This is a genomic window from Paenibacillus physcomitrellae, assembly GCF_002240225.1.
Classification (GTDB): domain Bacteria; phylum Bacillota; class Bacilli; order Paenibacillales; family Paenibacillaceae; genus Fontibacillus; species Fontibacillus physcomitrellae.
On the sequence record NZ_CP022584.1, the window covers coordinates 1,946,874 to 1,958,696 of the forward strand.

Genomic DNA, 11,823 nt, shown 5'->3' on the forward strand with positions numbered 1-11,823 from the left:
TTATCCTTCAACCCGATAACTGCTTTTAATGCGCCGAATCACTTCGAGCGACTCGAAATGTTTGATGACCTTCTCCATGCTGGCTTTGTTGGCCAAATGCGTGACGATCATGATCTCCGCCCCCGGCTGCTGGGCATTCGGGGTTTGAATGACGGAATCAAGACTGACCTCGTATTCAGCAAACACTTGAGTGATCTGCGCAAGAACACCGGCCTTGTCGTCTACCTGCAGCAGCAGGAAATTTTTATAAAAGACCTGGTCATCCGCCTTCAGCTTCTTCTCCTTATAAGGGACAATCGCTCTCAGTCCGTTGACGCCGAGCTTCATGTTCTTGATGACCGCCACAAGGTCGGCGACCACGGAGGTAGCCGTTGGCATTTCCCCGGCGCCAGCCCCGTAGAACATCGTTTCCCCCACCGCTTCTCCATACACATATACGGCATTAAAAACGCCGCTAACGGCCGCAATCGGATGGGAGGTCCTCACCATCGTCGGCTGCACGCTGATCGAGATGCCTTCATCATGGCGTTCCGCAATGCCAAGCAGCTTCATTTCATACCCCAGCTGTCTGGCATAAGCGATATCCTCTTTGGATACGGAGGAGATGCCGCGCACGCTTACATCGCGAAGCTCGACATTGGTACGGAAACCTAAGGTACCTAAAATGGCCATTTTTCGGGCCGCATCCAGCCCTTCCACATCCGAAGTCGGATCGGATTCCGCATAACCGAGCTGCTGGGCTTCTTTCAATACATCCTCGTAAGAAGCGCCTTCCCGGCTCATTTTAGTAAGGATATAATTGGTTGTTCCGTTCACAATGCCCATGATCTTCGTAATTCTGTCCGAGGAGAACCCTTCGATCAATGTCCGGATGATCGGAATTCCGCCGGCAACACTCGCTTCATAGAACACATCGCACTGCTGCTCGACCGCCTTGGCCAAGATTTCGCTACCGTATAAAGCCATAAGGTCCTTGTTGGCCGTCACGATATGTTTTCCATGCTCAAGCGCATCCAGCAAATAAGTTTTGGTGTCCTCGACACCTCCCATAACCTCGACAATAATATCGATGTCAGGATGACGGATCACTTCCCAAGGATCCTGAGTCAGTATGGCCGGATCAACGGCAATGCTGCGTTCCTTCTCCAGGCTTTTGACAGCAATTTTCTCAATCCGAATCGGTGAACCAACCTGGCTCATCAGGTCCTCCTGGTGTTTCTCCACAATCCTGACCACACCTGTCCCTACCGTTCCCAATCCAAGCAGTCCTATCTTAATTGCGTTCAAGCTGTCCCCTCCCCGTCGCTTCCGTTTCTCTATTTGTTGTGTTCCTGAACTTCATCCTGCTTTAACCTTGACCCACAATCTGGACCTTCTTGACCCCGGTCACGCTGCGCAGCTTGCTCAGCATTTCATCCAGCTCTTCGGTCAGTCTGGAGGTTTCTACCGAGATCACCACGTTGGCTACACCCTGAAGCGGAATACTTTGATTAATGGTGAGCACGTTGCCGCCGAAGCTGGCTACCAAAGCAAGCATTTGAGAGAGAATCCCGGAACGGTGTTCCAGATCCAATGAAATGGTGACGATACGGTCCCGTTCAAGCTGATTCAGCTGATGAATCCCGTCCTTGTATTTATAAAAGGCACTGCGGCTCAAGCCTACCTGCTCGACCGCTTCATGCACCGTTTTGACATTCCCGCTGGCCAACAGCTGCTTGACCTGGAGGGTTTTCAGCACGGCTTCCGGTAAAATATCTTCACGTACCAGATAATAGCGTTCCCGCAAAATCGTCCTCTCCTTAAAGACTCCTGTATTTATATAGTGGACATTATAACCCATACATGCTATGTAAGCAATAGAAATCAACCTATTTATTATAACATTGATCAAAGCTTTTTCCGTTGTTTTACAAAAATGAAAAAGAACCTGCCGTTCTCCTTCCGGAAAAACAACAGGTTCTATCCTCTATGCTGCTCATAATGCCTACCAACTGCTGTCTGCTCAGCTAAGGCAGCCTACAGCCTACCAAGCGGCACCGCCTTAAACATTTCTAATCAATAGTAGTAGCTGCTTCCTTCAACGAATTCAAATTCAAAATCGCCAATACGGACAATCGTTCCGTCGGTAGCACCGCGTTTGCGCAGCTCCTCGTCGATCCCCATATGACGCATCGTGCGGGCCAGCTTAAGGATCGCATCGTGGGAGTTCAGCTGCATCCGCTTCATCATCCGCTCAACACGCGGGCTGGAGACAACATAAGCTTCGTTGTCACGGGTAATCGTAAAGCTGTTGTCTTCCTCTTTATCCAGCTTGTAGATTTTCCGCTCTTCCAGCTCGCTGACCTCTTCGATGGCCGGAGCTTCCGGTATCGAATCCAGCAGATCCGCCGTTTTATACATCAGCTCCTGAACCCCTTCCCGCGTCAGCGAAGAAATCGGCATGATCAGCAGGTCCGGACGAACCTCCGCCACTTTCTTACGGAAAGTTTCAAGGTTCTCTTGAGCCTCAGGCATATCCATTTTGTTCGCGGCTACGATTTGGGGGCGTTTCTCAAGCTCGGCGTTATACAGCTTCAGCTCGTCATTAATCTTCTCCCAATCCTCGAATGGGTCTCGTCCTTCCGAGCCAGCCATGTCTACAACATGGACGATGACACGGGTGCGCTCGATATGGCGCAGGAACTCATGACCCAAACCCACACCTTCATGCGCGCCTTCAATCAGTCCCGGCAGGTCAGCCATAACAAAGCTGCGGCCTTCGCCGACACTGACAACCCCAAGATTCGGAGTAATGGTCGTAAAATGGTAAGCGCCGATCTTCGGCTGTGCCGCCGATACGACAGACAGAAGCGTGGATTTACCTACGCTCGGAAATCCGACCAGACCTACATCGGCCATGACCTTCAGCTCCAGAATGATCCAGCGCTCTTGGCCTTCTTCCCCGTTCTCGGCAAGCTCCGGTGCCGGATTGCTTGGCGTCGCAAAGCGAATATTGCCTCGTCCGCCCCGTCCGCCGCGGGCCACTACAACCTGCTGGCCGTGACGGGTCATATCCGCCAGCACTTCGTTCGTTTCTTCATCAATGATGACCGTGCCCGGAGGAATCCGGACGATCATATCATCGGCTCCGGCTCCGTGCTGGCTTTTGTTGCGGCCTTTCTCACCGCGCTGCGCCTTAAAGTGGCGCTGGTAACGGAAGTCCATCAGGGTGCGCAAGCCTTCGTCCACACGAAAAATAACGCTGCCCCCGCGGCCTCCGTCACCGCCGGCCGGCCCGCCTTCGGGCACATATTTCTCGCGCCGGAAAGACACGATGCCGTCGCCGCCGTCACCGCCTTTAACATAAATCTTGGCTTTATCTACAAACATGCTGTCACCTCTTCTAAATAGCCAATGGCATACGGAGCTCGCAAACGCCCTGCTGCATGGCTTCTTCTTTCAAATAAATCAGCTTGTTCCGGATCGCTTTGACCGTATTAGCTTTGAGCAGCTCCGGATTCCCCGAAGTGCCCGCCGGTTCAAAGCGGACCACAACTTCGCCGCCTTCCCGGTAAATGGACATGGTAAGTCCGATAATTTCTCCCCACGAGGAACGTCCGGCAAACTGGTAAGCCCGAATGGTTTCGATCACGGTCTCCGCCCAATCGTCTGCCTCCCGCCGGCCCAGCAGCGGTCCAAGCTCCAAGCCTTCCTCAACGACAACTTCAAGCTGAACGGAGTTGTTCATTTCCCGAAAAGACTGCAAATAAAAAACAAGCGACGGAATTCCCAGCCTGGAAATATGACTTTCCGCAGCCATCCGTTCTTTTATTCTGTCCAAACTGCCGAGCAGTTTATCATGTTTGCCGAGCTTTATATAGCCGTATAAGATCTGCAAATCATTCATCCAATCATGCCGATAATGCGCCAGGGTTGAAGTTGCAGTCCGTTGGAAAGATTCGAGCAGACGCCGTTTCTCCGCCTCCTGCTGCTTTCGCATATAAACCCAATACCCGTAAATAACAACGCCAACCCACATACATAACAGAATATGAATAAGCAACGAGCGATTAAAATAAAACAGAACCAAAGGAATCAGCAGCAGAATGCCGGCAATAATCGTTAACGATCTACGGTCGTTCATGATTAATCTCAATCCTCTACGCATTTTTACCTTCCCTGTCCAACATACAACAGTATAACATAAAGTAACATCTTCGAAGTGGAATGAGCTGCTGAGATTGGGCATCGATCTTAGAAAAATAACCCCGCCTTGCGCGGAGCCTCGAATTGTAGCTTCTTTCATTTTCCAGCCGGGATTCTCAAAAAAAATCCCCGGCATTGTGCCGGGGATTTTCGCCGTTCGGGCTTGTTCTTAAGCTTCTACTGCAGCCGCTACAGGAGCGACTTCAACAGGGTACACGCTCACTTTCTTGCGATCGCGGCCCCAACGTTCGAACTTAACAACGCCGTCCACTTTCGCGAACAAAGTGTCATCTTTACCGATGCCCACGTTAGTGCCCGGATGAATTTTCGTTCCGCGTTGACGAACGAGAATGCTGCCGCCGGTAACCACTTGACCGTCAGCACGCTTAACGCCAAGGCGTTTCGCAATACTGTCACGGCCGTTCTTTGTGGAACCTACACCTTTCTTGGATGCGAACAACTGAAGATCCAATTTCAACATGTCTGGTCAACCTCCTTCTTTAATTAGTCACATCTATAATCTTAACGTATTGTCCGTAGGATTGCTCAATAGTCCGAAGCATCACGACGAGCGAAGATAACAACAGCCTAGCTTCAGCTTTGGCTTCGTCAGGAACTGCAAGCGGAAGATCCGCGCTTAAAAAGCCGTTCTTCATATGTGAATCCATTACAATCCCGGTCAACTCTTCGACAGCGTTAACTGAGCCTACAGTAACAGCGGATACACCAGCGCAAACAATATCCCTTCCAGCCTCTGCGTAATTCGCATGGCCTTCAATCCGAAATCCAGTAACGGATTTCTGCTCATCGCGTTTGATGGTTACGATAATCAAGTACCGTCACCTTCTTACGCTTGGATTTTCTCAATAGTCACCTTCGTGTACGGTTGACGATGACCTTGCTTTTTGTGGTAGTTCTTCTTAGGTTTGTATTTGAATACAACAACCTTAGCGCCTTTACCATGGCGTTCTACTTTCGCTGTTACAGTAGCACCGGATACTACTGGAGTTCCTGCTACCAAACCGTTGTCGTTAGAAACAGCCAATACACGGTCAAAAGTTACAGTTTCACCGTCAGCAGCATTCAGCTTCTCGATGTAAAGAACATCGCCCTCTTGAACACGGTATTGTTTGCCACCAGTTTCGATAATTGCGTACATTTGCTTGCACCTCCTCATGTCTCAGACTCGCCTAATTCAGGTGACGCTTTATTTCAGGCGTACTTATGTACCCGATTGGTGCGGTTACAGCATGTGTACAAGATGTACTTGAAACACATACTTAAGTATATTAACACAGCCCAGGCAGGAAATCAACCTAGGTTATTTCCGTTCCGTGTTTTCCCGCATCTTCTTGCGAGTCATTTCGAGCAGGCCCAGTTTGGTCCAGCCCAGAATATGATGCTGGGTCCGGTCGCTGCGCATGCAGGTATGAAGTCTGGCCAGCACTTCATTACGATGTTCTTCAAGCTCCATATCAATAAAGTCGATGATGATAATGCCGCCGATATCGCGGACACGCAGCAGCCGGGCGATTTCCTCCGCTGCCTGCAGGTTGGTCTGGAACACGGTTTCCTCAAGTGAATCCGTGCCTACATATTTTCCCGTGTTAACATCCACTACATTCATCGCTTCGGTCTGATCCCAGATCAGGTATCCGCCGTCCGGCAGCCAGACCTTACGCTGAAAGTCTTTGTCCAGCTGCTGCTTAACCCCGTACGCTTCAAACAGCGGCGTGCTGGAATTATGGAATTTGATCTGCGGCTTCCAGCCGGGATCCAGACTCCCCAGAAACTGACCGGCTTCCTCAGCTTGAGCGGCGCAGTCTACGAGCAGTTCGTCAGTCTGCGGACTGAACACATCCCGGATCAGCCGCTGCACGAGGCTCAAATCACGATGCAGGAGGGCTGGTGCATTCAGCTTGTCCGCCTTCTCCAGCACGCCTTCCCACTGCCGGCGGAGCAGCGCCAGATCCTCTTCGATCGCGCCTGGCTCCTGATCTTCTACAATCGTACGAAAGATCAGGCCTTCCTCATCCAGGCGCAGCTGCTCGCCGATTTCCTTCAGCCGGCTGCGCTCGGCTTCGTCTTCAATCTTTTTCGAAACGGCAACGTACCCCGCTGTAGGCATATACACGATAAACCTGCCCGGGAGCGAATAATGCGTGGTTACCCGCGCTCCTTTGGTGCCCATGGCATCTTTCGTAACCTGCACCACAATTTCCTGCCCCGGTGAAAGCAGCTCTGTAATCGAAGGTTTGACCTTCGGCTGTTTCTCCAAATGAGGCGAGAGGCAGTCGTCTATGTACAAAAAAGCATTTTTTCTCTGGCCAATATCCACGAATGCCGCCTGCATTCCCGGAATGACGTTGGCAACCCGCCCCTTAAAGACGCTGCCCACAAGCCCTTTCCCGTCCGAGCGTTCAACGGCATACTCAACTAGACGCCCGTTCTCCAGCAGCGCCATTTCGGCAGAACCGTGTTCGTAATGCACTACCATTTGTTTCATACTCTCACCTGCTGCCATTTCCCCGATTTATTTGTTCAGCCCTTTATGGACCTCTATTTATTTCCCATCTTATTTCCAAGCTTATTTCCCATGATTTATAGCCAAGCCTGTCAGAAACAGATCGATCATTTTCTGCTCCGGCACAATGTCAAGAAGTTCACCTTTTGCGTTCACCACATAAACAAAATGATACTTTTCTCTCCTAAGTAGACGCAGGATTGTGTCTAAAGGTTTCGCCGAATCCGCAACCAGTGGCTGGGCATTTTTGGCAGAAGGTTTGCTGTCCGAAAAAAGCCGCTGCCTGCTGATCAGAAACCGGATAAACCGGAACGGGATATTCCCGTGATCCACCCAATTTGAATAAAATAGAAAAAGGCCGACCATTAGCAGATTCAGCTGAACTCCCCGGTCATAAAGCAGCGGATAAAACGAATAAGCGATCAATAACCCGCTAAAAACAATGCTGATCCGGACAGCCCACAGCAAGGTCGTATGGTAGGGCAAAAAAAGGCTGAAGAAAGCCTGTCCGATCTTCCCGCCGTCAAGAGGCAGAATCGGCAGCAGATTAAACAAGACAATCAGCAGATTGGCTTCGATAAAATAGGTTAACGAAGGCCCATTCCATATCCCCACAACATGCAGCAGTAATCCTAAGCCAGCCAAAATGATGTTCTGCAGCGGTCCTGCCGCCGCGATCCAGATTTCTTTTCTGGCATTCAACCGGCCGTCTTCTTCCACCACAGCCACTCCTCCAAATGGAAGCAGCTGAATAGAGAGCACGTTTAGACCCAGCATCCGGGCTGCGGCGGCATGGCCGAGCTCGTGTACAAACACAATCCCGAACAGAACAATCAGCTCGGCAAAATGCCCTGTGAATACAGAGGTTAACATAATTATAACAAATAAGGGGTGGAAAGAAACCGGAATTCCGGCAATCTTAATCAAGCGGCACCACTTCTGCCGGATCGATGTAGAGGCCGTCTTTCTTCATCGCAAAATAAACGGTATCGGAGCCGCCGCTCTCCGCCTTGGAAAAGCTGCCGACCCTCTCTCCACCTTCCAGCCAATCCCCTTCAGACACCGAAACCTCTGTTAAACGGCCATATATGGATACATAACCGTCGCTGTGCTGAACGACAACTGTTTTGCCTGTCAGGGCGTCATCGTTGACCTCCGTAACCCGGCCCGTTTCAATGCTTTTAACCTCTTGCGCCCCTTTTGAATCCAGATCCGGAACAATCTCTACGCCCTTCAAACTGATAGCAAAGCTTTCCGCCAGCTTGCCTTGGATCGGTATCGAGAAGCCATGAGCGCTCTGTACCAGCTGCTGCGGCCCCCCGTTGTCTCCAAAGATCGGAATAAAGCTCGGCGCCCCTCCAAAATTCCGCTCATACCAGGCCTCTGCTGCCTGAAAATCCATTTCCTGATTCAGCGTTGTGGAGACGAAGCTTTCAATCGGAGCGGACCAGGCCGGCTGTTCATGATGAATTCCCCATAAGATGCCAAACACAGCCGCACTGACAAACGTTCTGGTCCATAACGCTCGGATAAAAGAACCACCCTTCTGCGGTCCGTCCGTTTGTTCAGGCGTACCGGAACCAGGTTTGAACCCGGATCCCATTGGCGAAGACGACGCAGGGGCTGTGCCAAAAGCATCATCACGCCACAAACCCCGCCCCTGTTTCCACATCAGCTCCGGATCTCTTTCTTCCCCCGGCTGCTCCTGTAAAGCTTCCATCTCCGTTCTCCCCTGTAAAGGCAAAAGGGACTCCCGGCCGTATTCAAAGTCTTCCGGATTAGACGGCCGGGTATATAACTGAAGCTGCCGTTCTTCCCGGCTCAGCAGCTCCCGAATCCGTTCTTCCCGGCGTTTCCTTACGTTCTCTTTAACATCCATAACCTGTTCCCCTCTCCCATTTATGCGCCATGGGCTTGTTCGCTACATTTTATGTTGAGAGGAGAAGGATTATGAACAACATGTCCGCCCGCGGAAATTCCCCGCTAAAATACGAAAAAAGGATGTTTTCAAAACTGCAGCACAGTTCTGAAAACATCCTTTGTTGGTATGGATGAAAATACTCAACTATAAAATATTCAAACTAAATAAGTTCTGCTTATCGGGTCTGTTATGAGCAGGTTTAACCGCCCATACCAAAAAATTTCTTGAACTTCGTAAAAGCGCCTTTCTTCTGATTGAGCGGCATCAAAGGAACCGTGTCGCCCAATATGCGCCGCGCGATATTGCGATAGGCAATCGCTGCAGAGGAATTCGGATTCATAACGGTTGGTTCTCCGCTGTTGGCAGCCTTGATCACATGTTCATCATCCGGAACAATACCGATCAAATCAATGTTGAGCACCTGGATAATATCCTCGATATCCAGCATGTCTCCCGACTTGACCATATTCGGACGAATCCGGTTCACAACCAGCTTCGGCGATTCGACCTGTGTACCCTCCAGCAGGCCGATGACGCGGTCCGCATCCCGTACCGCCGCATGCTCAGGCGTTGTAACCACGATGGCACGATCTGCGCCGGCAACGGCGTTCTTGAAGCCCTGCTCGATTCCGGCAGGACAGTCGATAATGACATACTCATATTCTTTCTTCAGCTCAAGCACGATGTCCCGAACCTGCTCAGGAGAAACCGAATTTTTATCTTTGGTCTGCGCGGCCGGAAGCATGTAGAGCTCATCAAACCGCTTGTCCTTGACCAGAGCTTGGTTTAAACGGCAGCGGCCTTCGGCCACGTCCACCAGATCGTAAATGATGCGGTTCTCAAGCCCCATCACGACATCCAGATTGCGAAGTCCGATATCCGTATCCACCAGGCAAACCTTTTTCCCTAATAAAGCCAGAGCCGTGCCGATATTAGCCGATGTAGTTGTTTTGCCTACGCCGCCTTTCCCTGAAGTGACGACTATTGCTTCTCCCATATCTACACCCCTTTAAACACATTAAAGTCCGGACGAATCTTACCCACATGGTTTATTTTATCAATTTGCATGGATCCTTCCTGCAGAAAAGCGAATTCCATGCTCGTCTCCCGGTTCTCCCATTCATCCGGAGGCCTGCTGATCACTTCGGCTATGCGAAGCTGGGTAGGCGCCAGAAAAGAGGCCGCGATGACCGCCTTCTCATTGCCGCCCGATCCGGCATGAACCATTCCGCGAATCGCACCGATCACGATCACATCGCCGGTGCAGATGATTTGTCCTCCCGGGTTCACATCGCCCATAAACAGCAGATTGCCTTCATGCTTTAAGATCTGCCCTGAACGGACCATTCCGCAAAGTGTCTTGATGGCAGGTCCCCCCTGCTCATCCTCAACGATCCCCGGGGTCTCCACTGACCGGATAAGCAGATTCCCTTTCTGCTTCAACGTCTCTAGAATCAGTGTCTTCTGTTCTTCGGAAATATTTCGCATGCCCATCTTCACATCCACATGAACAATAGGGCCTGTTAATATATTCTGATGGCTGTGCTCCAGCTTGTAGCGCAGTTCGTTCAATAACTCCGAGAAATCACATTGATCATCAAACAGGAAAACCAGGCCATCTTTGATGCCCTTGATCGTTACATGGTTGGATTTTACCGTCATTGCCTGTCCCTCCCACTATGTAATTCGCGCAAAGCCCCTTAATCTCCTGCTTTCTACGCAAATTGACAATTGACGCTAAGCCGTTTCTTCTTTGGAACGCTGGCGGGAGGTTTTATTCTCCAGAAATCGTCTGAGCGGGACGTACACAACAAGCGCAAAGATAAAATGAAAAATCATATTCGGCAGCATATGATTCATCAGCGACCAGCTGTATGCCTGATGGTTTAATTCAAACAATTTATAAGTGCCGAACAGAAGCGAATCCATCAGCAGGCTTCCCATGAGGACAGCAAACAGCATAAACGGAAGCGGCGTGCGGTTTCCTTTAAATAACAGACCGATCAAATAAGCAGAAAAGCCCATCGCAAAAGAAAACTGCCCAATCATGGCCCCATAATAAACTACATCCTGAAGCAAACCGAACACAACGCCCAGAAGCAGGGCCTTATGTCGGTTCTCATAAACGGATACAAACAGGATCACGATATAAACCAAATAGGGAACAATCCGCGTCTGCCAAGCCGGAGGGATCAGCCAAGGCAATATCGTGCCCTCTACAATAAACAGAAGAAACAGCATTAGAACGAGGATCACATTGCGATGTTTAATCATCATTGGGGAACCTCAGGGGTGACAACCACAAACAGCTCATTCCAGTCGGAAAATTCAGTGGCCGGTTTGATATAAGCCGTGTCAGTCAAACCAAATTCCCCTGGCTGACGGCTCTCCACCGTACCAATAACCATAAACCGCGGGAATTCCCCGCCAAGTCCGGAAGAAATGATGGTATCGCCCTTTTTAAGCGGGTCATCACTTTTGATCTTCGTCATCAGGAACATGCCTTTCTGCTGATCGTAGCTTTCAATCATGCCAAAGGACTTATTCTCGTTGCCTTGAACCGTTGCCGCAATGGCATTCGAATTAGGATCCTTGGAATCAAGGGTTGTCATCAGCTTAACGGTGGCCGTAAAGTTGCTGACCTGGCTGACCGTGCCTACCAGACCTTTATCCGAGGTAACCGCCATCTCTTTTGTGATACCGTTTCTGCTGCCCAGGTCAATGACCAGCGTCCGGTTGTCCGGATCATTATTGACGCTGATAACATGGGCAATCCGGTATTCGTAATTTTTGTTGCGGAGCTCCTGTTGTTCCGTAAACTTCAGGTCCCGACGCAAGCGTTCATTTTCTTGTTCAATGGTATTGTATTTGGCTTTGTCCCGAGTATAATGGGCGAGCGCGATCTTGAGCTCCTCATTTTCCTTCTGCACGGAACGCAAATTCGAAATATCTTCAAAGAAACCCGCGATATAGGAGACGGGCTTATAGACGATATACTGTACAAATCCGACGGTATCTTTGCTAAATTTCTCCGGCCAGGACAAACCTGCCCGCGGTCCAAGCGTAAAGCCCATGACCGCGATAAACAGGATCAAACCCATCAGCAGGAAAAACAGTCGTTTGTTGCCCAGTAATTTGAACAGTTTAAGCACCCTCTAACCATACATTTTCTCTCTCCCACTGCAAGGGTGGT

At 50.3% G+C, this 11,823-nt stretch carries 14 protein-coding genes and 1 other annotated feature; all 14 genes read right to left on the reverse strand.

The annotated features are described in order from the left end of the window. The 14 genes from CBE73_RS08825 to mreC all read right to left on the reverse strand — a co-directional run bounded on the left by CBE73_RS08825 (nucleotide 1) and on the right by mreC (nucleotide 11,782). The gene (locus CBE73_RS08825; protein ID WP_094093915.1) at nucleotides 1–1,287 is read right to left on the reverse strand and encodes a homoserine dehydrogenase; all 1,287 of its coding nucleotides are present in this window, start codon (nucleotides 1,285–1,287) and stop codon (nucleotides 1–3) included. A 61-nt stretch (nucleotides 1,288–1,348) separates the two neighbouring features. Beyond that, nucleotides 1,349–1,786, reverse strand: coding sequence for an ACT domain-containing protein (locus CBE73_RS08830; protein ID WP_094093916.1), 438 nt, complete (start codon nucleotides 1,784–1,786; stop codon nucleotides 1,349–1,351). A gap of 269 nt (nucleotides 1,787–2,055) precedes the next feature. After that, nucleotides 2,056–3,369, reverse strand: coding sequence for a GTPase ObgE (obgE, locus tag CBE73_RS08835; protein WP_094093917.1), 1,314 nt, complete (start codon nucleotides 3,367–3,369; stop codon nucleotides 2,056–2,058). Between the two features lie 13 nt (nucleotides 3,370–3,382). After that, on the reverse strand, nucleotides 3,383–4,123 hold the full coding sequence (locus tag CBE73_RS08840; RefSeq protein WP_157739466.1) for a Spo0B domain-containing protein: 741 nt from the start codon (nucleotides 4,121–4,123) through the stop codon (nucleotides 3,383–3,385). 231 nt (nucleotides 4,124–4,354) lie between these two features. Further along, nucleotides 4,355–4,666: a 50S ribosomal protein L27 gene (gene rpmA, locus CBE73_RS08845; RefSeq protein WP_068697198.1), complete on the reverse strand. Its 312-nt coding sequence runs from the start codon at nucleotides 4,664–4,666 to the stop codon at nucleotides 4,355–4,357. Between the two features lie 19 nt (nucleotides 4,667–4,685). After that, entirely contained in the window at nucleotides 4,686–5,018 is a 333-nt protein-coding gene (locus tag CBE73_RS08850; protein WP_094093919.1) for a ribosomal-processing cysteine protease Prp, read from the reverse strand. 14 nt (nucleotides 5,019–5,032) lie between these two features. After that, the gene (gene rplU, locus CBE73_RS08855) at nucleotides 5,033–5,344 is read right to left on the reverse strand and encodes a 50S ribosomal protein L21 (RefSeq protein ID WP_068697202.1); all 312 of its coding nucleotides are present in this window, start codon (nucleotides 5,342–5,344) and stop codon (nucleotides 5,033–5,035) included. 13 nt (nucleotides 5,345–5,357) lie between these two features. Then, nucleotides 5,358–5,440, reverse strand: a sequence feature (ribosomal protein L21 leader region). A 66-nt stretch (nucleotides 5,441–5,506) separates the two neighbouring features. Further along, complete coding sequence (locus CBE73_RS08860) at nucleotides 5,507–6,691, reverse strand: Rne/Rng family ribonuclease (protein ID WP_094093920.1); 1,185 nt, start codon at nucleotides 6,689–6,691, stop codon at nucleotides 5,507–5,509. Between the two features lie 81 nt (nucleotides 6,692–6,772). Next, nucleotides 6,773–7,636 (reverse strand): M50 family metallopeptidase, encoded by an 864-nt coding sequence (locus CBE73_RS08865; RefSeq protein WP_094093921.1) that lies wholly within the window; start codon nucleotides 7,634–7,636, stop codon nucleotides 6,773–6,775. Then, nucleotides 7,629–8,588 (reverse strand): M23 family metallopeptidase, encoded by a 960-nt coding sequence (locus CBE73_RS08870; RefSeq protein ID WP_094093922.1) that lies wholly within the window; start codon nucleotides 8,586–8,588, stop codon nucleotides 7,629–7,631. The genes CBE73_RS08865 and CBE73_RS08870 overlap by 8 nt, the downstream gene beginning before the upstream one ends. Before the next feature lie 241 nt (nucleotides 8,589–8,829). Further along, nucleotides 8,830–9,627 (reverse strand): septum site-determining protein MinD, encoded by a 798-nt coding sequence (gene minD, locus CBE73_RS08875; RefSeq protein ID WP_094093923.1) that lies wholly within the window; start codon nucleotides 9,625–9,627, stop codon nucleotides 8,830–8,832. 2 nt (nucleotides 9,628–9,629) lie between these two features. After that, nucleotides 9,630–10,292 (reverse strand): septum site-determining protein MinC, encoded by a 663-nt coding sequence (minC, locus tag CBE73_RS08880; protein WP_094093924.1) that lies wholly within the window; start codon nucleotides 10,290–10,292, stop codon nucleotides 9,630–9,632. A gap of 75 nt (nucleotides 10,293–10,367) precedes the next feature. After that, a complete protein-coding gene (mreD, locus tag CBE73_RS08885) occupies nucleotides 10,368–10,901 on the reverse strand; it encodes a rod shape-determining protein MreD (RefSeq protein WP_094096211.1) in 534 nt (177 codons plus the stop codon). Nucleotides 10,902–10,903: 2 nt separating this feature from the next. After that, nucleotides 10,904–11,782, reverse strand: a complete 879-nt coding sequence (gene mreC, locus CBE73_RS08890) for a rod shape-determining protein MreC (protein WP_094093925.1) — start codon at nucleotides 11,780–11,782, stop codon at nucleotides 10,904–10,906. Between the last annotated feature and the right edge of the window lie 41 nt (nucleotides 11,783–11,823).

Coding starts and splice junctions, on each gene's coding strand:
- rplU (WP_068697202.1), bottom strand. CDS start 5,344: ATGTACGCAATTATCGAAACTGGTGGCAAACAATACCGTGTTCAAGAG.
- CBE73_RS08860 (WP_094093920.1), bottom strand. CDS start 6,691: ATGAAACAAATGGTAGTGCATTACGAACACGGTTCTGCCGAAATGGCG.
- CBE73_RS08840 (WP_157739466.1), bottom strand. CDS start 4,123: ATGAACGACCGTAGATCGTTAACGATTATTGCCGGCATTCTGCTGCTG.
- minC (WP_094093924.1), bottom strand. CDS start 10,292: ATGACGGTAAAATCCAACCATGTAACGATCAAGGGCATCAAAGATGGC.
- minD (WP_094093923.1), bottom strand. CDS start 9,627: ATGGGAGAAGCAATAGTCGTCACTTCAGGGAAAGGCGGCGTAGGCAAA.
- CBE73_RS08870 (WP_094093922.1), bottom strand. CDS start 8,588: ATGGATGTTAAAGAGAACGTAAGGAAACGCCGGGAAGAACGGATTCGG.
- rpmA (WP_068697198.1), bottom strand. CDS start 4,666: ATGTTGAAATTGGATCTTCAGTTGTTCGCATCCAAGAAAGGTGTAGGT.
- obgE (WP_094093917.1), bottom strand. CDS start 3,369: ATGTTTGTAGATAAAGCCAAGATTTATGTTAAAGGCGGTGACGGCGGC.